Below are 20391 nucleotides of genomic sequence, written 5' to 3' on the forward strand. Positions count from 1 at the left end.
GCCAACGCGGCCGCAGCCGAGGCGACCCAGAACGCCGCAGCAGCCGCCAGCGCCGCGCAACAAGCCGCCGCCGCACAGGCAGCGGCGGAACAGACCAACGCCGCCCAGGCCGCAGCGGCCCGCGCCAGCGCCAACGCGCCGACCGATCCGCTGCGCGCCAATCCCGCGCTGGCCGCCGCCATCGCCGCCTACAACATCAACGACGTTGCCGGCAATGCCGCCCGTGTCGGCCAGAGCGCCACCCAGGCCATCCCCCGCGTCGGCGCCGTCAACGCCACCACGCCCACCCGTGGCATAGGCACCAGCGCCACCTGACGCCACCACGCCCAGGCAAGCGGCGCGCGACCACCCGAGCAGCGGTCACCGGCCACCGGCCACCGCCGCAATACCGCCCAAGCTCCGGAGCGGGACCGCCACGGCACCGGCGCGAAGCCACCCGAGCGCCCCGCCTCGCCACTGGCTGGCCATTGCTGGCTGTCCGCCCGCTTTTTACGGCCGCCGGCGGATTTCTGCAATAATCGGCGCCATGCCCATCTTTACGTCGCCGCGTACAACAAGCTGTGGATCGTCACCCGCAGCGACGCCACCTTCCCGTTCAGCCGCATGGGCGCCCTCGGCGCCGCCGCCAACAGCGGCTACAGCGTGTTGCCAACGCCGCTGGGCAACGATAGTGGTGTCTTTTTTGCCATCGCGCGCGACAAGGACGACGGCATCATCGACCGCATCAACACCGCACTAACCCGCATCCACCAGCGCGCGCCAAATTAAATTCAGAAGCGGCCCCGTTTGCGGCCCCAGTTCGGACGATAATATTTTGCGTTTTTAGCGATAATCATCGGATTCACTCAAAGGAGATCGCATGAAGTTGAAGCATACCGCCGCCGTCCTGGCCCTGCTGGCCGCCACTGGCGCCTACGCCCAGGACACCGTGGTGAAAATCGGCCACAGCGGCCCGCTGTCCGGTTCCCAGGCCTTTTCCGGCAAGGACAATGAAAGCGGCGCGCGCCTGGCGGTGGAAGAACTGAATGCCAAACCGATCACCGTGGCCGGCAAAAAACTGAAATTCGAACTGCTGTCGGAAGACGACCAGGGCGACCCTAAAGCCGGCATGGCCGCCGCCCAGAAGCTGATCGACAACGGCGTGCACTACGTGGTCGGCCCGTACAACTCCGGCGTCGCCATCCCCGCCTCGCGCGCCTACAACGAAGCCGGCGTGCTGATCGCCAGCGTGGCCACCAACCCGAAACTGACGCAGCAAGGCTACAAGGGCCTGTACCGCGTCAACGCCAGCGACTCCCAGCTGGGCTCCAAGATGGCGCTGTACGCCGCCAATGAACTGAAACTGAAAAACGTCGCCGTCATCGACGACCGCACCGCCTTCGGCCAGGGCGTGGCCGAGGAATTCAAGAAGCAGGCCAAAGCCGCCGGCATGACCGTGGCCGGCCACGAGTTCACCAACGACAAGGCGTTCGACTTCACCTCCATCCTGACCAAGCTGAAAACCAAGAACGTGCAAGCGATCTTCTTCGGCGGCTACGCGCCGCAGGCGGCGCCGATGGCGCGTCAGATGAAACAGCTGGGCATCAGCGCCAAGCTGCTGGGCGGCGACACCATCTGCACCGCCGAAATGGGCAAGCTGGGTGGCGACGCCGTCGCCGACAACGTGCTGTGCTCGCAGGGTGGCGCGATTCTGGACAAGGCCTCCGGCGGCGCCGCCTTCAAGGCCAAGTTCAAGGCCCGTTACAAGCAGGAGCCGGACGTCTATGCCGCCGCCTACTACGACGCGGTCATGATGTACGCCCAGGCCATGCAGAAAGCGAATTCGGTCGACGCGCAAAAGGTACAAGCCATCATCAGCGCCGGTTCCTACCAGGGCGTGGCCGGCACCTACGCGTTTGACGCCAAGGGCGACATGAAGCAGTCGCCGGTCACCATCTTCACCTTCAAGGGCGGCCAGCCGTCCCCACTGACGAGCTATTAAGCAGCGCGATCAGACTGTCGAACGCCTGCCGCGCACCCTGGCAGGCTTCCTCGATTTGCGGCGCCGTCACCACGGCGCCGCGCAGGGCGGCGAGAAATTGCTGCCAGCGCGGTCCAGGCGATCCCTGGCCGCGCAGATACCCCAGCGGATGCGGCGCCAATTGTTCGTGCAGGCGCTTGTACAGCACCGCCCCGCCCAGCTGCGATCCCTCCACCACATACGCCACACCCCAACGATATGCCGTGCCGGCATCGCGCGGCCAATCCGCGTCCATTGACAGCGGCGCGACGGCCGGCAATGCGGCCAGCGCCGGATCGGCCAAGTCGGCGCGCAACTGCGCCAGATAGTCGCGCGCCGGCAGCGCCTGCGCCGGGCCGGCGCCATCCAGCCAATCCTGCAACGGCGCCAGCCACGCTTCCAGCAAGCGCAGATGATCGCGGTAGGCGCGCAGGTCGGGCGCCGGCGCCGCCAGCGGCGTGCGGGTGTCCAGCTCGGCGTGGCGTTCGGCGGTGGCGGCGCGCAAGGCGCTCAATACGTCCGACATAATTTCTTCCGTTCAACTCAATGCAAGCCATTTTACACAAGCGCTACCGCGCGCGCCGTACGCCAACGCTCGGGTAGAATCAACCCGACATGAACCATGCACCCGTCCCCCATTGCTCCGTTCTGCTGATCGACGATGAAGTCATCGCGGAAGACCTGATCGGCTACCACCTGTCGCAGCGCGCCGACATCGCGCTGCATTACGACAGCCGCGCCGAGCACGCGCCACAGCTATGCCGCGACACCCAGGCCACGGTGGTGCTGGTCGACCTGCGCATGCCGGGCGCGGACGGCTTCGACGTGATCCGCATGCTGCGCGCGCGGGACGACACCGCGCAGGTGCCCGTGATCCTGCTGTCCTCCGAGGACGATGCCGACATCAAGGCGCGCGCCTTCGCGCTGGGCGCCAACGACTATCTGGTCAAATGGCCGGACGCGCGCGAACTGGAAGCGCGCATCCGCTACCACAGCGCGGCCTACCAGGCGCACCTGCAGCGCGACGCCGCCTTTGCCGAACTGCGCCAGCGCGAGGAAGAACTGCGCGCCAGCCAGGCCGCGCTGCACCAGGCGCAGAAGATGGAAGCGATCGGCCAGCTGACCGGCGGCGTGGCGCACGATTTCAACAACGTGCTGCAGATCATCGCCGCCAATCTGCATCTGCTGCAGCTGACCGCCGGCCTCGATGAAAAAGGCCTGGGCCGGCTGCGCAACGCCATGAGCGGCGTCGAACGCGGCGCCCAGCTGTCGTCGCATTTGCTGGCGTTCGCGCGCCGCCAGCCGCTGCAGAACACAGTGACCGCGCTGGCGCCGCTGCTGGCCGACATGGAAGACATGCTGCGCCGCGTGCTCGGCCCGTGCGCCGTGGTGCGCACCGAACTGACGCCGGCGCTGTGGAATACCGAGGTCGATGTCAGCCAGCTCAATAACGTCATCCTCAACCTAGCCATCAACGCGCGCGACGCCATGGGCGGCGAAGGCACGCTGACCATCCGCGCCCGCAACCTGCCGGCCGGCTCACCGCTGCCGGGACAGGCCGCGCCCGGCGCCGGCGACCATGTGCTGATCGAAATCGCCGACACCGGCGCCGGCATGCCGCCCGAGGTGTTGCGGCGCGCCTTCGAACCCTTCTTCACCACCAAGCCGTCCGGCCAGGGCACCGGACTGGGATTGAGCATGGCCTACGGCTTCGTCAAGCAATCCGGCGGCGAGATCGCGCTGCACAGCGAAGTGGGACGTGGCACCTGCGTGCAGATCGCGCTGCGCCGCAGCCTGGCAGCGCCGGCGGCCGAGACGCAGCCGGTCGCGCCGCCGCTGGTCAGCGGCGTGGAAACCATCCTGGTGGTGGAAGACGAAGACGACATCCGCCAGGCCACGGCCGACCTGCTGTCCACGCTAGGCTACGAGGTGTTGAGCGCCGCCGACGCCGAGCAGGCCGCGCACCAGATCGAGCGCGGCGCCCGCATCGACCTGCTGTTCACCGATGTGATCATGCCGGGCCGGATCAGCAGTCTGGAATTGACGGAACTGGTGCGCCGCCACCAGCCGCAGGCGCAGATCCTGTTCACCTCGGGCTACGCGGAAGGGGTGCTGGCGCACGACGGCAAGCTGCCGCCCGGCGTCCATCTGCTGGCCAAACCCTATAATGCCGAAACCCTGAGCGCGCGCATCCGCCACCTGCTGCGGCAACGCGCTCAGGCCATCACTGCGGCTTGATGTAACGGTGCGATCCCGGCGGCGGCTCGTTCAGCACCGCCCAGAAGATGCCCAGATCCGCAATCGCGCGCACGAATTCCGCAAAGTCCACCGGCTTGACCACGTAAGCGTTGACGCCCAGCTCATAGCTGCGCACCAGATCCTGCTCTTCCCTGGAAGAGGTCAGCATCACCACCGGCATGCTTTTCAGCGTGGCGGAACCACGGATCTCGGCCAGCACCTCCAGCCCGTCCACCTTGGGCAGTTTCAAGTCCAGCAGCACCACCGCCGGGTTGCCCTGCTCACGGCTGGCGTAGGCGCCGCGCGCGTGCAAATAGTCCAGCGCCTCGGCGCCGTCGCGCACCACGATGACTTCATTGGCCAGCTGGCTGCGCTCCAGCGCAATCAGCGTCAGTTCAAGATCGTGTGGATTGTCTTCCACCAGCAGGATGGGTTTCAGCATAGGCGTATCTCAATCAGTATCGATGTCGGTATTGGGTAAGGCAAATGAAAAGGTCGCGCCCTCGCCCGGTGTGGAATTGGCCCATACCCGGCCGCCATGGCGCTCGACGATGCGGCGCACATTGGCCAGGCCGATGCCGGTGCCCTGGAAGTCCTCCATGCGGTGCAGCCGCTGGAACACACCGAACAATTTATGCACATACTCCATGTTGAAGCCGACGCCATTGTCGGCCACGTGGAACACCGTCTCCCCCGGCAGCTGCTCGCAGCTGACGCGGATGCGGGCGGGATTGCTGTTGGCGCTGAACTTGACCGCGTTCGACAGCAGATTGTACAGCGCCAGTTGCAGGAAGGCCGGGTCGCCGCTGACCTCCGGCAGCGGGCCAACCTGCCAGTCGATGCGCTGCGCCGTCAGCTCCGGCGCCAGCTTGTCGATGGTGCCCCGCACCAGGTCGGCCATGCTGAAGCGGATCGGCCGCAACGCGGCACGTCCCATCTGCGAAAAACTCAGCAGGTCGTCCACCAGCTTGCCGGCCAGCCGCGCCGCGTCCTTGATGTTGGCCAGGAAGCGCTGGCGCCGTTCCGGATTATCGCTGCCGGCGGTTTCCATCAGCAGGTCGGAAAAGCCGACGATGTGGCGCAGCGGCGCGCGCAGATCGTGCGACACCGAATACGAAAAAGCCTCCAGCTCCTTGTTGGCGCGGCCCAGCTCCTCGGCCAGGTCGGCCATCTGCTCGGCGCGTTCCAGCGCGATGCCCAGCAACGCGCCGCGGAATTCCAGCGCCAGTTCCAGTTCGGCCTCGCGCCACGGCGCGCTGGCGCCATGCACCGTCTCGCGCCATGCCGCAAAGCTGGTGCGCGGCGACAGCATGCCGTTGGTGGACTGCTTGCCGTCCGGCCGTCCGGCCCAGTCGATGTGGTATACATGCTCGGGACGGAACCACAGCAGGTAGTGCTGGTGTATGCGCGAGATCGGCATCGCCAGCAAGCCGCTGGCGCATGCGGTGTAATCCGCCGCCGCCGCATAGCGCGCGCTCAGGTGCGCGCTGTGGAACAAGTCGTCGTGGCGATTGGTGGCCAGCCACGCGGTCAGGTCCTGAATCTGCGCATTGCTGGGCGTATCGCCAAAGGTGATCAACCGCTCATCGACCACGATCGCCACGCCGCCAGCGCGCGCGAAGTGCAGCAGCTCGGGCAGCACGCTGCGCAGGTTGTCGATGAAGTCCGCGCCTTGCGTCAGGCCGCCCAGCACCCGCACCATGGCGCGCCGTACTTCGAGACGGAATTGCAGTTCGTCGGAATCGTTGCGGTTCTTGAGATGCAGCGCCAGGATTTGTCCCAGTTGCTCGCACACGGTACGCTGGTGGAAGCTGAGCGGGCGCGGCTCGGCGTGGTGGCAGGAGATCAGTCCCCACAGCCGGCCCTTGACCACCAGCGACACCGACATCGAGGCCATGGTGCCCATGTTGCGCATGTATTGCAGGTGTACCGGCGACACGCTGCGCAGCGCCGCGAACGACAGGTCGTTGGGCTGGCCGCTGAGCGGATTCTCGGCCGGCACCAGTTGCGCCGGCGTGTAGTCGGCATGTTGGATCATGCGCACCCGGTTGGCCACATACAGCTCGCGCGCCTGGCGCGGAATGTCGCTGGCCGGGAAGCGCTGGCCCAGATAGCTGTCGTAGCCATTGGCCAGACATTCGGCCAGCACGTTGCCATGGCCGTCCTCGTCGAAGCTGTACACCATCACCCGGCCAAAGCCGGTCATCGCGCGGATATCGACCGCCGCCAGCCGGCACAGTTCCACGATCGAATCGGTATCGCTGATCTTGTTGAGGAAATCGCCCACCAGCGGATAGAGCTGCTGCAAGCCGGCGCCACTGTGATCGGCGATCGGCTCGAACTCCAGCATCGCCAACTGGTCCCACGCATGGCCCAGCACATCGAATTCGCTGCCATTGCAGCGCACCGTGGCGAGGTAGCTCGGCCGTTCGCGCAAACCGCCCTCTTCCATCACCCACGCCAGCACCTCGGCCGCCTCGCCGCCGATGATGGCAGCCAGCGGCTGGCCCAGCGCCTGCTCCGGCGCGAGGCCGATGAAACGCGCCAGATTGTCGCTCACCTGCAGCACCTTCAAGGCCGGGTCGAGCGCCAGTAAAAAGCCGTGCGGCTGAATCGCGCCCGGCGTGCGGATGGGCTCACGCTCGCAATTTGCTATCTGGTCGGTAATGCTTGCAGGTTGCATGGGAGGCAGACGTGGAATAAACAATCATCTTACCAATTTTTACGCCGCACAGATGCACGAATCGAGTGTTGGTTACAGCCGTTGCTGGCGCGCCAGCGCCAGATACGCCAGCACCGCGCCGCTGGCCTCCTGACGGCGGCTGACCAGCACCAGATTGGCCGACAGCTTCAGTCCACGCAGCGGCTTGTAGACGATATTCGGCAGCCGCAGTTGTTCCATCGGATCCGGCACCAGCGCAATGCCGAGGCCCGCCGTCACCAACGCCAGCACGCCCAGCGTGGTGGCGGCGCGATGCGCCACCTTCGGCTCCTGCGCCAACAGCGGCCGCAGCGCCGCCAGCAGCGCTTCATCCATCTGGTTGGCGGCGTACAGCACCAGCGGCTGGGTGGCGATCATTTTCGCCGTCAGTTCGCGCCTGGCCGCCAGCGGATGGGTGTCGCTCAGCGCCGCCACAAAGCGCCAGTTGCCGATTTTTTCCGCCTGCAGCGACGGCGCCAGTTCCAGTCCATGATCCGGCGTGTAGCCCAGATCCAGCTCGCCGGCCAGAATCGCGGCCATCTGCGCTTGCGGCGCGCTTTCGCGCACCACCAGTTCCGCGTCCGGATACGCGGCGTGAAAACTGCGCAGGTCGTGCGACAGCTTGCCGCTCAGGACCGCGTTGCCGGCAAAGCCGACCCGCACCCGTCCCAGCTCGCCGCGCATCATGCGGCTGACCGACTGTTTCGCATGCTCGGCCTGCGTCAGCGTGCGCTGCGCCTCCAGTTGCAGCAGGCGGCCGGCGTCGGTCAGTTCCACCCGCCGGCTGGTGCGCAGGAACAGCGGCCCGCCCAGTTCTTCTTCCAGTGCGCGGATCTGCATGCTCAGCGCCGGCTGGACGATGTGCAGGCGCTCGGCGGCGCGGCCGAAATGGCCCTCTTCCGCCAGCACCAGAAAACTGCGCAGGGTGCGTAAGTCCATGGTTGCCTTCATCAATTAATTTGATCAATCCAGCAGATCTATCTATTGGATTTTACACCCGGCTTTGACGATACTGGCTGCATCACCAATCACGGAGTACATCATGCAAAGCTATCTGGAAGACCGCCAGCAAATCACCGACTTGATCAACGGCTGGATTCATCGCGACCTGGGACAATGGGACCAACTGCGCGCGCTGTTCCACCCCGACGGCGAAATTGAAGTGACCTGGTTTGAAGGCAAAGCCAGCGACTTTATCGACGGTTCGATCCGCATGGGGGCGTCGAAGCTGAGCACCAAGCACCTGATCGCCACCCCGCTCGTGACCTTCAACGGCAACAAGGCCATCGTCGAAACCAACGCCGTCATCGTCGCCGACAACGCCGCGCTGGGCCTGGGCTGCAGCAACCATAACCGCTTCTACGATCTGGCGGAAAAGCGCGATGGCGTGTGGCGGCTGGTGAAACGCCAGAGCGTGTACGACATGGGCAGCTTCACCTTCCCCGACGGCCCGGTCGAGATCGACCGCGCGGTGCTGGCGCAATACCCGCGCGGCTACGCGCCGCTGGCTTACCTGCTGGCGCAAAGCGGCTTCCCGGTGCGGCGCGTGTTTGCCACCCGTGGCAGCGAACTGGAACAGCAGATGCGCGCCGAAGCGCAAGCCTGGCTGGCGGCTTAGGAAGCCCTCGCGGCCGGCGGCGCGACCTGCTTCAGCGTCGAGAAAATCGATGACGGCATGGCGCCGACATCGGGCAGCGGCATGTAGGCGATGGTGTGCGCTTCCTGCGCGCTCAAGCCCATGCCCTGCAACACAATCTGCAGCATGCGCTCGACATGCTGCCCGCTGCTGGCTTCCGTCAGCAAGGTCTCGATGCCGAAGAAAATCGAGCCGAGGATGATATCGCGCGCCGGCAGCGCGGTGCCGGCCGCAAAGCGCCCGCCGGCGATCCCCAGCGCCAGGTCGCGCCCCAGATACACATCCAGCAGCTTGCCGCGCACCGCGTGGGCCGAACCGATGCGGGTCAGGAAGGTGCCCCATACCGGATAGGTCAGCGCGAACTGCGCGTACAGCCGCGTGCCCACGCACACCCGCACCGCCGGGTCTTCGTACTTCAGCACTTCCAGGTCGACCACGCCCAGCACTTCATCGCTTAACTCGCCGGTGACGGCTTCCAGCAATTCGTGGGTGGTGCGGAAGTAGTTGTAAAAAGTGCCGCGCGCCAGACCGGCGGCGGCGATGAAATCGTCGATCACCGGCGCATCCGGGCCGCGCCGGGCAAACACGTCAATCGCGCTGCGGATCAGCAGCGCCCGCGTGCGTTCGCGCCGTTCCTGGCCGACGCGTTGCTGATGAGGTCTGACGGTATTGGCGGATTTTTCAGTCATGCGCGCAGTATAGACCAAGCACCGGGCCATCGGTCGGGCGTATTGCCTTTGAAAACATTATTTCATTTGTGAATGACAGAAATTCGTATTGACACTATCGTCAATTCGTTTACACTTGTTTTGACATTACCGTCATTTCAACGAGGAATTCACTATGAAGCTGCTTCGATTTGGTTTGCCCGGCGCGGAAAAAGCCGGCGCCCTGGACGCGCAAGGCCGGGTGCGCGATCTGTCCCTGCTGATCCCCGACTGGACCCCGGAATGGCTGGCGCCGGAGCGCCTGCGCGCGCTGGCCGCCATCGATCTGGACAAAATGCCGCTGGTGGAAGGCGCGGTGCGCTTCGGCGTGCCGCTGGCCGGCATCCGCCAGTTCGTCGCGATTGGCCTGAACTACCGCAAGCACGCCGAGGAATCCGGCTTGCCGCTGCCGGCCGAACCGGTGGTGTTCACCAAGGCGCTGACCTCGCTGAGCGGCGCCAACGACGACATCGTGCTGCCGCAAGGCTCGGAAGAAACCGATTGGGAAATCGAACTGGGTTTCGTGATCGGCAAAACCGCGCGCAAGGTGGCCAAGGAGGAAGCGCTGGACTACGTGGCCGGCTACTGCCTGGCCAATGACGTCTCCGAACGTAACTGGCAGATCAAGCGCAACGGCCAATGGGGCAAGGGCAAGAGCTTCGACAGCTTCGGCCCGGTCGGTCCCTGGCTGACCACCGCCGACGAAATCCCGAATCCGCAAACGCTGAACATGGAATTGAGCGTCAACGGCGTCGTCAAGCAGCAGTCCAACACCGCCGACATGATCTTCCCGGTGGCCGAGATCATCGCTTACCTGAGCCAGTTCATGACGCTGCTGCCAGGTGACCTGATCATCACCGGCACCCCGGCCGGCGTGGGCCTCGGCATGAAACCGCCGCAGTTCCTGGCCAAGGGCGATGTGGTGACACTGCGCATCGACCAACTGGGCAGCCAGACGCAAACCGTGGTGTGACCATGCTCGCCGTTCACTCCATCCACGAATTCGCCTTCAGCGTGCCGGATCTGGACGCGGCGGCGCATTTCTATCGCAGCTTTGGCCTCGATGTGCGGGACGAGGCGGGCGGCCTGGCGCTGTACACCCACGGCCACCCGCATCGCTGGGCGCGCATCCTGCCGGGCGATTGCAAGCGGCTGCTGTGGATCAGCTGGGGCGTGCACGCCGACGACCTGCCGGCGCTGGCGCTCAAGCTGGACCAGCGCTACACCCAGCGCCTGCCGCCGCCGCTGCAAAGCGACCAGCCGGGCCTGTGGTTCAAAGGACCGGACGGCCTGCCGCAGCAGCTGGTGGTCAGCGAAAAATGCACGCCCGACCACAAGTCGGCACGCATCTTCCCGCCGGCCGACAGCGCGGCGGGACGCGCGCCACGCCGCAGCATGCTGCAACAGGTACGGCCCAACCGGCTGTCGCACATCCTCACCTTCACCGCCGATGTCGACGCCAGCATGGACTTTTACACCGGCGTGCTGGGACTGCGGCTGTCCGACCGTTCCGGCTCGGTGATCGCTTTCATGCATAGCCCGCACGGCAGCGACCATCATTTGCTGGCACTGGCGCTGTCCGAGGACTACGGCCTGCACCACAGCAGCTGGGACGTCAGCTCGTTCGACGACATCGGCCTTGGTGCGCAGCAGATGACAGAGGCAGGTTACGCGCGCGGCTGGGGCGTCGGCCGCCATGTGCTGGGCTCCAACTACTTCCGCTACGTGCGCGATCCGTGGGGCGGCTACAGCGAATACTCGTTCGACATCGACCACATCGCGGCCGGACTGGAATGGCCGTCCGGCGACTATCCGCCGGAAGACTCCCTTTACGTCTGGGGCGAAACGCCACCGGACGACTTTACCCGCAACTATGAAATCACCGCAGAGTGACCGACAGGAGATGCACCATGAACTTGAACGATACCCCGAAGCTGGTCGACGTGCTGCTGGTCGGCTATGGCCCGGTCAGCGAGATTCTGGCCGTGATGCTGGCGCGCCGCGGCCACAGCGTGGCCGTGTTTGAACGCTGGAGCGAGCGCTATCCGCTGCCGCGCGCCGTCTGCATCGACCATGAAATCTACCGCGTGCTGGCCGCCATCGGCATGCGCGACCAGTTGCCCGGCGTGACCCACGCCGCACCGCCCTATCGCTGGTTCAACGCCGAATGGAAAGAACTGCTGGCGATCGACTGGTCGAAAGAATCGATCTCCGGCGGCACCGAGGTGAACTTCGTCCACCAGCCGACCATGGAAGCGATGTTCGACCGCCAGGCCCGCAAGTATGCGGAGATCGACATCAATCTTGGCTGCGAAGTGCTGAGCGTCAGCCAGACCAGCGACTACGCCGAGCTGACCGCGCGCGACGTCGCCAGCGGCGAACAGCGCACCGTGCGCGGACGTTATCTGATCGGCGCCGACGGCGCCAACAGCCTGGTACGGCAAGCCATCGGCGCGGTGCAGGAAGACCGCGGCTTCGAGGCCGACTGGCTGGTGATCGACGTGCTGCCGCATGAAGGCGTGACGCTGGACGTACCGGCGGCGGCGCAATACTGCAATCCGGCGCGCCCGACCACCATCGTGCCGGCCGGGGTATCCGAAGGACGCTACTACCGGCGCTGGGAGTTCATGCGCATGCCGCACGAAACGCGCGAGGAGCTGGAACAGGAAGCCACCGCCTGGAAGCTGCTGTCGCCATGGGTCACGCCCGAGCAAGGCCAGATGGTGCGCCACAAGCTGTACACCTTCCGCTCATTGATCGCCGACCGCTGGCGCAATGGCCGGCTGCTGATTGCCGGCGACGCCGCCCACGTCATGCCGCCGTTCATGGGTCAAGGCATGTGCGCCGGCCTGCGCGACGCGTGGAACCTGTCGTGGAAACTGGACCTGATCCTGAAGGGCGAAGCGGACGACGCGTTGCTGGACACCTACCAGCAGGAACGCCGCCCGCATGCCAGCGACGTGGTCGACCTGTCGATGTATCTGGGTAAAGTGATCTGCATCCCCGACGCGGCAGCCGCCGCGCGGCGCGACCAGTCCTTCTTCGACGGCAGCGTCACGCCGCCGCCGGCCTTCCCCAGCCTGACGCAAGGCATGCTGCACAAGGACGAACAGGGACGTCCGCTCGGCGCGGCCGGCCTGCTCAGCCCTCACGGCACCATTCAGCGCGACGGCCGCAGCGGCCGTTACGACGACCTGACCGGCTTGGGCTTCACGCTGGTGCTGCGCAGCGCCGCCGTGCTGGACGCGATGACGCCGGCCAGTTGCGTGCAACTGGCGCAGATGGGCGTGCGCACGGTCTATCTGGCGGAAGATGCCAGCGCGCCGGGCGCCTTCATCGACATCGACGCCAAGTTCGGTCCCTACATGGATCAGCATGAACTGGCGGCGATGCTGGTGCGGCCGGACTTCTACCTGTACGGCAGCGCCGCCAGCGCGCAGCAGATTGCACCGCTGGTCACGGCACTGGCGGCGGACTATCGTCAATACGCCTTGAAGTTGGCGTTGACGCGCTGATACAGATAGTCGGCCGCGCTAATCGGCGGATACTTCTGGTCCGGTCCTTCGATCATCACATCGCGGTTGGCCTGGCAGAAGAAGGCGATGCTGTAGCGCGGCCCTTGATACTCATGCGGCAGCGGATTCTTCACGCGGTGGAAGTTGGACGGTAGCTGGTCGTCGCTCCAGCGCATCAGCATATCGCCGATATTACAGGTGATGACATCATCGTCCGGCGTAATGCTGGTCCACTCGTGCGCATCCATCTCCTTGCCGGGACAGACTTGCAGCCCGCCCTGCCCCTGCTGCTGGAACAGCAGCGTGAGGCAATCGAAGTCGGTATGCGCGCCGGCACGCCACAGATCCAGCTTGTCCTTGAAGGCCGGGTCGATGGCGTAGTAATGTAGCAGCCGCAAGGTGCTCTGGTAGCTGGCCTGTTCCGGATTGTGCGCGGTGGTGAAGAAGTCGCTGTCGAATCCCAGCTTGTCCGCAAAGCAGGACAGCAGATTCATGCCGAGCTGCCAGCACTGCGCTTCGAATTCCAGCATGGTCTGTTTAAAGCCCGGCAGTTCTTCTTCCGTGGGCCACAGCTGCGCCATGTGCGGACGGGTGATCTGGTACGACTCTTTCTGGTCGGCGGTGCCGGTCGATGGCCGCACCTGCGCCTTGCTTTCCCAGCCGGCGTTATCCGCCTTCACCAGCGGGTACTGGCGCTTGACCTGTTCCGGCAGCGCGAAGAAAGCTTCGGCCGCCGCAAACGCCGCCCGCACCTTGGCCAGATCGATGCCGTGATTGCGAACCTGGAAGAAGCCGACATCCACCGCCGCCGACCACAGTTGGTCGGCGATGTCCGCTTTGCGGCTGCTGAAGTGGGACAGATCGATGCGGCGGATTTCGCGCTTGCTGGTTTCGGTACCGAACATGCCCATGCGGGCTTCTTTGTTCAATTCATTGAGTGCGTACATAAGGGGCTCCTTGAATGGATGATAAATTCAAGAGCAATTCCCTACCTCCTGACGGAAGGCTGAACGCTTATACTCTTGCGCCCTGTCGATGCAAAATCCAGACCAGCCGCCAGGCCGCTGGCGGCGGTGCACCCCGCACCACAACGGCGCCGCGCGCGCATCGTCGTGGTGCGCGCCACCTGGCGTCTGCGCCATGCGCGCGCAAAAAATCGTGGCACAGGATTTGCATCCCTTTCGGCCAAGAGTATAAGCGTTCACCTGCCAGCAGCACGGCAGTCGGGAAATTGCTCTTGAAGCTGCGCCACTGCCGCGACGATGACGTCGTGCAGGCCTGCCTTCATGAGCGCTTACTCTTCATGACGGCATGCGGGCGTGTTCTCTACCGCTCTCTTAAAGAAGGCCATCATGCGACTACGTACCTGCCTCATCTCCTGCCTGCTGTCCCTGTGCACCGGCGCCCACGCGCTGGCCGCCGACAAAGTTGTCTTCCTCACTTCCTGGTATGCGCAGGCCGAACATGGCGGCTTCTATCAGGCTGTCGCCACCGGCATCTACAAGAAATACGGCCTCGATGTGACCATCCGCATGGGCGGCCCGCAGGTGAACGGCATGCAGATCCTCAGCAGCGGCCAGGCCGACTTCCTGATGGGTTACGACCTGCAAACGCTGAAGAGCGTGGAGACCGGCGTGCCCGTCACCACCGTCGCCGCCAGTTTCCAGAGCGAGCTGCAAGGCATGATGACGCACGATGACGTCAAGAGCCTGGCGGATCTCAAATCGCGCACGGTGCTGGTATCGACTTCCGGCCGCGTGACCTGGTGGCCGTGGCTGAAGGCGCGCTACAAACTGGATGATGCGCAGTCGCGGGTCTACACCTTCAACCTGCAACCCTTCTTTGCCGATCCGCGTTCGGCGCAGCAGGCTTACGCTTCGTCGGAAGTATTCTCGGCCAATAAAGCCGGCGTGAAAAACCGCTTCTTCCTGTTTGCCGACGACGGCTATCCGCCATACGGCACCACCATCGTCACCATGCAGAAGACCGTGAAGGACAAGCCGGAACTGGTGGCGCGCTTCGTCAAAGCGTCGATGGAAGGCTGGAAAAGCTATCTGGAAAATCCGGCCCCCGGCAATGCGCTGATCAAGAAGGACAACCCGAACATGCAGGACGACCAGCTGGCGTGGGGCGTCGAGAAGCTGAAGGAATACCGCATGATTAACGGCGGCGATGCGGCCACGCAAGGCATCGGCACCATGAGCGACGCGCGCTGGCAAAAGACGCGTGACTTCATGGTCGGCGCCGGCCTGCTGAAGGCGGACGCCGACTGGAAAAAAGCCTACACCACGCAGTTCGTCAAAGACCTGCGCGTGATGCCTTGAAGGAGAACGAGATGGCAGTCCTTTACCGCAGCATGGAAGACGGCGTGTCCGGCGGCGCCGCAGTGGCGCCGGCGCTGTACGCCAATCAGGTCGAGAAGACCTACCCCAACGGCACACTGGCGCTGGAGCGCGTCAAGCTCGGCATACAGCCGGGCGAATTCGTGTCGCTGCTCGGCCCCTCGGGCTGCGGCAAGAGCACCTTGCTCAAGCTGTTCGCCGGCCTGGAACAACCATCGGCCGGCCACATTCGGCGCGGCGAGCACCACAAGCTGGCGATGGTATTTCAGGAAGCGACGCTGATGCCCTGGGCGCGCGTGGCCGACAACGTGCGGCTGCCGCTGGACCTGGCGCGGATGGACCGCGCCGAAAGCGAGGAGCGCGTCAGGCGCGCACTGGCGCTGGTGGGGCTGGACAAGTTCGGCGGCGTGTATCCGCGCGAGCTGTCGGGCGGCATGCAGATGCGCGTCTCCATCGCCCGCGCGCTGGCCACCAATCCGGACCTGCTGCTGATGGACGAACCGTTCGGCGCGCTGGACGAATTCACCCGCAACCGGCTGGACGCCGACCTGCGCGCGCTGTGGGCCGAGCGCGGCCTGACGGTGGTCTTCGTCACCCACAGTATTTACGAGGCGGTGTACCTGTCCAGCCGCGTGATCGTGATGGCGGCACGCCCCGGCCGCGTGATCGCCGACGTCGCCATCGAAGGACCGGCGGTGCGCGACGATGCCTTCCGCGTGTCGCCCCCCTTCATGCACTATTGCGCCGAGCTGTCGGCGCTGCTGACGCAAGCTAACACCCAGGAGCAGCCATGAATCCCCCACTCCTTTCCCGCCCCGCCGTGCAACGCATCGCCGCGCCGCTGGCGGTCGGCGTCGTGCTGCTGGTGATCTGGCAGGCCGTCTGCACGCTGATGGCGGTGCCGGATTATCTGGTGCCCGCGCCCACCGTGATCATCCGCGCGCTGGTCGAAGACTGGCAAATGCTGTCGGATGCGCTGTGGGTCACGCTGCGCATTACACTGCTGGCGTTCGCGCTGTCGATCGTGCTGGGCTGCGCGGCCGCCTTCCTGTTCGTTCAAAGCCGCGTCATCGAGGCCAGTCTGTTCCCGTATGCGATCCTGCTGCAGGTGACGCCGGTGGCCGCGATTGCGCCATTGATCATCATCTGGGTCAAGGACCCGACCATGGCGCTGGTAATCTGCGCCACCATGGTGGCGGTGTTCCCGATCATCTCCAACACGGTACTGGGCCTGCGCAGCGTGAACCCCGGCCTGCTCAACCTGTTCCGCGTCAACCACGCCAGCAAATGGGATACGCTGGTACGGCTGCGCATCCCCAGCGCCCTGCCCTACTTCTTCGGCGGCCTGCGCATCTCGTGCGGACTGGCGCTGATCGGCGCGGTGGTGGCAGAATTCGTGGCTGGCACCGGCGGCACCAGCGCCGGCCTGGCTTATCAGATCCTGCAGGCCGGCTTCGCGCTGAATATTCCGCGACTGTTTGCCGCGCTGTTTCTGATTACGCTGAGCGGCGTGCTGCTGTTCGGCGCGATGGTGTTGGCGACACGCCTGGCTTTGTCGCACTGGCATGAGAGTGAACTATGAGTATCCTGATCCGCAACGCGGCCGCCATCCTGACCGGCTTGCGCGGCGCCGGCGAACGCCACGCCGGGCCGGACCTGCGCATCGACAACGGCATCATCGCCGCGATGGGCGCATTGACGCCGCAACCCGGCGAGCAGATTATCGACGCCCGCGACTGCGTGGTGTATCCGGCCTGGGTCAACACCCATCATCATCTGTTCCAGTCGCTGCTGAAGGGCGAGCCGCAAGGGCTGGATCTGTCGCTGACGCCATGGCTGGCCGCCACGCCCTACCGCTTCCGCGCCGCGTTCGATGAACACAGCTTCCGGCTGGCGGCGCGCATCGGCCTGATCGAACTGCTGCGCAGCGGCTGCGGCACCGTGGCCGATCACAATTATCTGTACTACCCCGGCATGCCGTATGACGGTTCGGCCATCCTGTTCGACGAGGCGGATAAACTGGGGCTGCGCTTTGTGCTGTGCCGTGGCGGCGCCACCCGCACCCGCCAGCTGGAAAGCGAACTGCCGCAGGCGCTGCGGCCGGAGTCGCTGGACGATTTCCTCAGCGATTGCGCGCGTCTCACCGCCCGTTATCATCAAGCGGCACCGGACGCGATGCGGCGCGTGGTGATGGCGCCGACCACGCCGCTGTATTCGATGTCGCCGGAAGAACTGCGCACCTGCGCGCGCGAAGCGCGGCGGCTGGGTATCCGGCTGCACAGCCATTTGTCGGAGACGGTGGAATACCAGAATTCGGCGCGCGAACGCTACGACCGCTCGCCGGTCGCCTTCTGCGGTGAGTATGAATGGCTGGGCAAGGACGTCTGGTTCGCCCATCTGGTCAAACTGGATCGCGATGAAATCGGCCAGCTGGGGGCGACCGGCACCGGCATCGCCCACTGTCCGCAATCCAACGGCCGCCTGGGCAGCGGCATTGCCGACATCCCGGCGCTGGAAGCGGCCGGCGTGCCGGTATCGATCGGCGTCGATGGCGCCGCCTCCAACGAGGCGGCCGACATGATCTCCGAAACCCATGCGGCCTGGCTGATGCAGCGTGCCCGGCGCGGCGAACTGGCGCGCCCGCGCGCGCTGGGTGGCGACAGCGAAGGCGGCGCCGACGCCGCGCGCATCGAGGACGTGGTGCGCTGGGGGACGGCCGGCGGCGCGGCGGTGCTGGGACTGGATGCAATCGGCACACTCGAAGTGGGCAAGGCGGCCGATATCGCCATCTACAAGCTGGATGATCCGCGCTACTTCGGCCTGCACGATATCGCGATCGCGCCGGTGGCCAGCGGCGGCCGGCCGTCGCTGCGCGCGCTGCTGGTGGGGGGGCGCGTGGTGGCGGAGCACGACGCCATTCCCGGCATCGACATGGCGCAGCTGGCGGCGCAGGCGCGCGAGGCGGTGGCCACGCTGCAGCGGCGCAGCGGCGTCTGAGGCGTCGGGCTCAGGAACGCACTGCGGCGCGCATGTCGTCCCACAGCGGCATCATGGCCAGCACCAGCAGCACCGCCGCCAGCGGCACGGTGGCGGCATAGCCGAAGTAATGGAAACCGAAGGCGCCGGCCAGCGCGCCGCCGAGGAACATGGCCAGCAGCCCGGCCAACAGCACCAGCCGGTGGTGGTCGGCGCGCACGCGCTGGCCGGCTGCCGCCGCGCCGTTCCAGTACAGCAGCTTGCCCAGTTCAATGCCGATATCGGTCACCAGCCCGGTGACGTGGGTGGTGCGGATTTCGGCGCGCGAGGCCTTGGTGATGATGGCGTTCTGCAGTCCCATCACAAAACACAGCAGCGCGATGGTGGCGGTGATATGCCCGGCCGCCACCAGCGCCGCCCCGGCCAGGCCAAACGCCAGCAGCAGCGCCGCCTCCAGCATCAAGGGCAGCGCGTAGCGGCTGTGCGCCTCGTGCCGCCGGCCCCAGTTAATCAGGATGGCCGATGTCGCCGCGCCCAGCAGGAAGGCCGCCAGCGACAGCAGCCCCACCGCCACCAGCGTGATCTCGCCCAGCGCCAGGTCGTCCGCCAGCGCCGACACCACCCCGGTCATGTGCGAGGTGTAGCGCCCCACCGCGAAAAAGCCGCCGGCATTGACCGCGCCGGCCACGAAGGCCAGCGACAATCCCAGCCGCCGGTTGCCGGCCTCAGTGCGCTGCGGGCTGGCGTAGCTACGCAGATAATGCAGGGGCATACGGGCCTCTCAGAAATCCTGGTTGCGCGGATAGTGCGTATAAAAGTCGTTATCCCAACGGAATTGGGTGGTGGAGATGGTGATGGTGACGTCCAGCGCCTCGACGAAATGCCACCAGCCGACCGGCAGGAACAGGATTTCGCCCGGCGCCAGCACGCACTCCAGCACCGGTACCTCGGCCATCAGCGGGAAGCGCTGCAGGTCGATGCCGCGCCCGTCCACCGGCGAGAAGCAGTGCCGCTGGTTGTACATATTGGGCGTGTCGCACGGCGCCACCATGCGCACCCGCTTGCGGCCCGCCACCTGAATCATGAAATTATTGGTCAGGTCGTGGTGGAAGGGGGTGATGGTGCCGGCCGGGCCAAACCAGAAAAAGCCGTTGGCGCCCGGTTTCAGATACTGGTCCAGCGGCGGCAAGTCGGCCATCAGCTCGCGCAGCGCTTCGCGATTGTGATGGTCGTTATTGGCTGTCATGTAGAAATCGTTGGTGACGCCGGCGGCGCGCACCAGCGCCACGTAGTCGGCAAATGGCATGCGGCGCCGGTGCGAGGCGCTGTTCAGCTCATAATCGGCATCGGCGTTGCGGCCGAACTGCACCTCGACCTCGCGCTGGCCCAACTGCGTCGCCAGGTAGTCAAAGCTCCATTTTTCGCGCGCCGCGCAATCGTCCAGCATGCCGGTGATGATCACCGGCTGGTTGCGGCGGTAGTACTGGTCGAGGAACTCGTCGCCGGACAGGCACGCGCGGCGCGGCACCGTGGGCGGCGTCAGCCGGTTCAGCCGGGCCTGGATGCCCAGCACCCAGTCACGCTTGGCCAGCCGGTTGCTAAGCCGCGCCACCCCGCTCAGATAGGGGCTGCGGACGGCGGCCGCCACTTCGGCCTCGGCCTCCGGCGCGGCGATGCCGGATTCCACCATGATGCCGGCCAGCGTCTCCGGCTGGGCGCCGAGCACCAGATTTTCAGCGATCCAGCCACGCCAGGAATCGTTCACCGCCACGGCGGGCGCGGTCTCGTCACGGCTCATGTGTCTCCTTTACACGGGGGCGATAGTCGCCACCAGTGTACCGCAAAGACTCTTCAATATACCGTCTCCGGCAACACCGCCCGCGCGATGCCGTCGCGCACGTCGATGATGCGCGGGAAGATTTTGCCCAGACTCATCTTGTAGCAAGCCTGGCCATCCTTCCACGCGGTGGGCAACACCAGCAACATCTGGAACGCGGTGGGCGACTCGTCGGCGGTGCTGAAAATCGGCGGCGTGCCGGCCAGCACGATGGCCTGCAGGGCATCGCCGCCCTCGATTTCCATGTGGTGGCCGCGCACCGACATTTCGTGGATTTCTCCGGTGACAGTTTCCAGCACGGTGGTGCCAACCACCCCGGCGGTCTCGCGATTGACCACCAGGTTCAGGCGCAAGGCGGGACGGCCGATGGTGGCGCTATGGATTTCGTAAACGGCGGTAAATAACTGGCTCATGGCATTCCTGATGTGTAGATGTGAAAC

21 protein-coding genes are annotated in these 20391 nt (G+C 65.5%); 12 read left to right on the plus strand and 9 right to left on the minus strand.

Annotated elements, in window-relative coordinates; translation table 11 throughout:
• The 3 genes from GJ699_RS34305 to GJ699_RS32265 all read left to right on the plus strand — a co-directional run.
• A partial coding sequence (locus GJ699_RS34305; protein WP_229262405.1) for a hypothetical protein occupies positions 1 to 315 on the plus strand: 315 nt, incomplete at its 5' end.
• Positions 316 to 603: 288 nt separating this feature from the next.
• Positions 604 to 768, plus strand: a complete 165-nt coding sequence (locus tag GJ699_RS32260; RefSeq protein WP_195763703.1) for a hypothetical protein — start codon at positions 604 to 606, stop codon at positions 766 to 768.
• Between the two features lie 91 nt (positions 769 to 859).
• Positions 860 to 1981 (plus strand): branched-chain amino acid ABC transporter substrate-binding protein, encoded by a 1122-nt coding sequence (locus GJ699_RS32265; RefSeq protein WP_154383528.1) that lies wholly within the window; start codon positions 860 to 862, stop codon positions 1979 to 1981.
• On the opposite strand, the gene GJ699_RS32270 is transcribed toward GJ699_RS32265, so the two are convergent.
• Positions 1944 to 2525 (minus strand): biliverdin-producing heme oxygenase, encoded by a 582-nt coding sequence (locus GJ699_RS32270; protein ID WP_154383529.1) that lies wholly within the window; start codon positions 2523 to 2525, stop codon positions 1944 to 1946. The two genes, GJ699_RS32265 and GJ699_RS32270, sit on opposite strands and share 38 nt — an antisense overlap.
• An 89-nt stretch (positions 2526 to 2614) precedes the next feature.
• Between GJ699_RS32270 and GJ699_RS32275 the strand changes: the two genes are divergently transcribed.
• Positions 2615 to 4237, plus strand: coding sequence for a response regulator (locus GJ699_RS32275; RefSeq protein WP_154383530.1), 1623 nt, complete (start codon positions 2615 to 2617; stop codon positions 4235 to 4237).
• On the opposite strand, the gene GJ699_RS32280 is transcribed toward GJ699_RS32275, so the two are convergent.
• From GJ699_RS32280 to GJ699_RS32290, 3 genes are all read right to left on the minus strand, one after another.
• Positions 4224 to 4679 carry a response regulator gene (locus tag GJ699_RS32280; RefSeq protein ID WP_154383531.1) on the minus strand — a complete coding sequence of 152 codons (456 nt, stop codon included), beginning with the start codon at positions 4677 to 4679 and terminating at the stop codon, positions 4224 to 4226. The genes GJ699_RS32275 and GJ699_RS32280 overlap by 14 nt on opposite strands.
• A 9-nt stretch (positions 4680 to 4688) precedes the next feature.
• Positions 4689 to 6920, minus strand: a complete 2232-nt coding sequence (locus GJ699_RS32285; protein WP_154383532.1) for an ATP-binding protein — start codon at positions 6918 to 6920, stop codon at positions 4689 to 4691.
• A 72-nt stretch (positions 6921 to 6992) separates the two neighbouring features.
• Positions 6993 to 7877, minus strand: coding sequence for a LysR substrate-binding domain-containing protein (locus GJ699_RS32290; protein ID WP_154383533.1), 885 nt, complete (start codon positions 7875 to 7877; stop codon positions 6993 to 6995).
• Positions 7878 to 7980: 103 nt separating this feature from the next.
• On the opposite strand from GJ699_RS32290, the gene GJ699_RS32295 reads away from it, so the two are divergent.
• On the plus strand, positions 7981 to 8556 hold the full coding sequence (locus GJ699_RS32295) for a nuclear transport factor 2 family protein (protein WP_154383534.1): 576 nt from the start codon (positions 7981 to 7983) through the stop codon (positions 8554 to 8556).
• Here GJ699_RS32295 and GJ699_RS32300 read toward each other — a convergent pair.
• Positions 8553 to 9263 (minus strand): TetR/AcrR family transcriptional regulator, encoded by a 711-nt coding sequence (locus GJ699_RS32300; protein ID WP_154383535.1) that lies wholly within the window; start codon positions 9261 to 9263, stop codon positions 8553 to 8555. The two genes, GJ699_RS32295 and GJ699_RS32300, sit on opposite strands and share 4 nt — an antisense overlap.
• A gap of 154 nt (positions 9264 to 9417) precedes the next feature.
• Here GJ699_RS32300 and GJ699_RS32305 point away from each other — a divergent pair, with 154 nt between their 5' ends.
• The 3 genes from GJ699_RS32305 to mhpA are packed head-to-tail and all read left to right on the plus strand — an operon-like array spanning position 9418 to position 12796.
• A complete protein-coding gene (locus GJ699_RS32305; RefSeq protein ID WP_154383536.1) occupies positions 9418 to 10254 on the plus strand; it encodes a fumarylacetoacetate hydrolase family protein in 837 nt (278 codons plus the stop codon).
• Positions 10255 to 10256: 2 nt separating this feature from the next.
• A complete protein-coding gene (locus tag GJ699_RS32310; protein ID WP_154383537.1) occupies positions 10257 to 11174 on the plus strand; it encodes a VOC family protein in 918 nt (305 codons plus the stop codon).
• A gap of 17 nt (positions 11175 to 11191) precedes the next feature.
• Positions 11192 to 12796, plus strand: a complete 1605-nt coding sequence (gene mhpA / locus GJ699_RS32315) for a bifunctional 3-(3-hydroxy-phenyl)propionate/3-hydroxycinnamic acid hydroxylase MhpA (protein ID WP_154383538.1) — start codon at positions 11192 to 11194, stop codon at positions 12794 to 12796.
• On the opposite strand, the gene GJ699_RS32320 is transcribed toward mhpA, so the two are convergent.
• On the minus strand, positions 12763 to 13743 hold the full coding sequence (locus GJ699_RS32320) for a 2OG-Fe(II) oxygenase family protein (protein WP_154383539.1): 981 nt from the start codon (positions 13741 to 13743) through the stop codon (positions 12763 to 12765). The two genes, mhpA and GJ699_RS32320, sit on opposite strands and share 34 nt — an antisense overlap.
• A gap of 405 nt (positions 13744 to 14148) precedes the next feature.
• Here GJ699_RS32320 and GJ699_RS32325 point away from each other — a divergent pair, with 405 nt between their 5' ends.
• The 4 genes from GJ699_RS32325 to GJ699_RS32340 are packed head-to-tail and all read left to right on the plus strand — an operon-like array spanning position 14149 to position 18135.
• Entirely contained in the window at positions 14149 to 15120 is a 972-nt protein-coding gene (locus tag GJ699_RS32325; protein WP_154383540.1) for an ABC transporter substrate-binding protein, read from the plus strand.
• An 11-nt stretch (positions 15121 to 15131) separates the two neighbouring features.
• Positions 15132 to 15932, plus strand: a complete 801-nt coding sequence (locus GJ699_RS32330) for an ABC transporter ATP-binding protein (RefSeq protein WP_154383541.1) — start codon at positions 15132 to 15134, stop codon at positions 15930 to 15932.
• Positions 15929 to 16720: an ABC transporter permease gene (locus GJ699_RS32335; RefSeq protein WP_154383542.1), complete on the plus strand. Its 792-nt coding sequence runs from the start codon at positions 15929 to 15931 to the stop codon at positions 16718 to 16720. Before GJ699_RS32330 ends, GJ699_RS32335 begins: the two co-directional genes overlap by 4 nt.
• Positions 16717 to 18135, plus strand: a complete 1419-nt coding sequence (locus GJ699_RS32340; protein WP_154383543.1) for an amidohydrolase family protein — start codon at positions 16717 to 16719, stop codon at positions 18133 to 18135. The genes GJ699_RS32335 and GJ699_RS32340 overlap by 4 nt, the downstream gene beginning before the upstream one ends.
• Positions 18136 to 18145: 10 nt before the next feature.
• Here GJ699_RS32340 and GJ699_RS32345 read toward each other — a convergent pair whose 3' ends face one another.
• Genes GJ699_RS32345 through GJ699_RS32355 form a run of 3 tightly spaced genes read right to left on the minus strand, consistent with a single transcriptional unit; the run spans position 18146 to position 20364 of the window.
• Positions 18146 to 18886 (minus strand): YoaK family protein, encoded by a 741-nt coding sequence (locus GJ699_RS32345; protein ID WP_154383544.1) that lies wholly within the window; start codon positions 18884 to 18886, stop codon positions 18146 to 18148.
• Between the two features lie 9 nt (positions 18887 to 18895).
• On the minus strand, positions 18896 to 19912 hold the full coding sequence (locus GJ699_RS32350) for a cupin-like domain-containing protein (protein WP_154383545.1): 1017 nt from the start codon (positions 19910 to 19912) through the stop codon (positions 18896 to 18898).
• 53 nt (positions 19913 to 19965) lie between these two features.
• Positions 19966 to 20364, minus strand: a complete 399-nt coding sequence (locus GJ699_RS32355; protein WP_154383546.1) for a DUF1842 domain-containing protein — start codon at positions 20362 to 20364, stop codon at positions 19966 to 19968.
• Between the last annotated feature and the right edge of the window lie 27 nt (positions 20365 to 20391).

It is taken from the genome of Duganella guangzhouensis (genome assembly GCF_009674535.1).
Lineage (GTDB): Bacteria > Pseudomonadota > Gammaproteobacteria > Burkholderiales > Burkholderiaceae_D > Rugamonas > Rugamonas guangzhouensis.

Excerpts from the sequence above, each read along its gene's own strand:
- GJ699_RS32260 (WP_195763703.1), top strand. The coding sequence starts at position 604 with ATGGGCGCCCTCGGCGCCGCCGCCAACAGCGGCTACAGCGTGTTGCCA.
- GJ699_RS32265 (WP_154383528.1), top strand. The coding sequence starts at position 860 with ATGAAGTTGAAGCATACCGCCGCCGTCCTGGCCCTGCTGGCCGCCACT.
- GJ699_RS32270 (WP_154383529.1), bottom strand. The coding sequence starts at position 2,525 with ATGTCGGACGTATTGAGCGCCTTGCGCGCCGCCACCGCCGAACGCCAC.
- GJ699_RS32275 (WP_154383530.1), top strand. The coding sequence starts at position 2,615 with ATGAACCATGCACCCGTCCCCCATTGCTCCGTTCTGCTGATCGACGAT.
- GJ699_RS32280 (WP_154383531.1), bottom strand. The coding sequence starts at position 4,679 with ATGCTGAAACCCATCCTGCTGGTGGAAGACAATCCACACGATCTTGAA.
- GJ699_RS32285 (WP_154383532.1), bottom strand. The coding sequence starts at position 6,920 with ATGCAACCTGCAAGCATTACCGACCAGATAGCAAATTGCGAGCGTGAG.
- GJ699_RS32290 (WP_154383533.1), bottom strand. The coding sequence starts at position 7,877 with ATGGACTTACGCACCCTGCGCAGTTTTCTGGTGCTGGCGGAAGAGGGC.
- GJ699_RS32295 (WP_154383534.1), top strand. The coding sequence starts at position 7,981 with ATGCAAAGCTATCTGGAAGACCGCCAGCAAATCACCGACTTGATCAAC.
- GJ699_RS32300 (WP_154383535.1), bottom strand. The coding sequence starts at position 9,263 with ATGACTGAAAAATCCGCCAATACCGTCAGACCTCATCAGCAACGCGTC.
- GJ699_RS32305 (WP_154383536.1), top strand. The coding sequence starts at position 9,418 with ATGAAGCTGCTTCGATTTGGTTTGCCCGGCGCGGAAAAAGCCGGCGCC.
- GJ699_RS32310 (WP_154383537.1), top strand. The coding sequence starts at position 10,257 with ATGCTCGCCGTTCACTCCATCCACGAATTCGCCTTCAGCGTGCCGGAT.
- mhpA (WP_154383538.1), top strand. The coding sequence starts at position 11,192 with ATGAACTTGAACGATACCCCGAAGCTGGTCGACGTGCTGCTGGTCGGC.
- GJ699_RS32320 (WP_154383539.1), bottom strand. The coding sequence starts at position 13,743 with ATGTACGCACTCAATGAATTGAACAAAGAAGCCCGCATGGGCATGTTC.
- GJ699_RS32325 (WP_154383540.1), top strand. The coding sequence starts at position 14,149 with ATGCGACTACGTACCTGCCTCATCTCCTGCCTGCTGTCCCTGTGCACC.
- GJ699_RS32330 (WP_154383541.1), top strand. The coding sequence starts at position 15,132 with ATGGCAGTCCTTTACCGCAGCATGGAAGACGGCGTGTCCGGCGGCGCC.
- GJ699_RS32335 (WP_154383542.1), top strand. The coding sequence starts at position 15,929 with ATGAATCCCCCACTCCTTTCCCGCCCCGCCGTGCAACGCATCGCCGCG.
- GJ699_RS32340 (WP_154383543.1), top strand. The coding sequence starts at position 16,717 with ATGAGTATCCTGATCCGCAACGCGGCCGCCATCCTGACCGGCTTGCGC.
- GJ699_RS32345 (WP_154383544.1), bottom strand. The coding sequence starts at position 18,886 with ATGCCCCTGCATTATCTGCGTAGCTACGCCAGCCCGCAGCGCACTGAG.
- GJ699_RS32350 (WP_154383545.1), bottom strand. The coding sequence starts at position 19,912 with ATGAGCCGTGACGAGACCGCGCCCGCCGTGGCGGTGAACGATTCCTGG.
- GJ699_RS32355 (WP_154383546.1), bottom strand. The coding sequence starts at position 20,364 with ATGAGCCAGTTATTTACCGCCGTTTACGAAATCCATAGCGCCACCATC.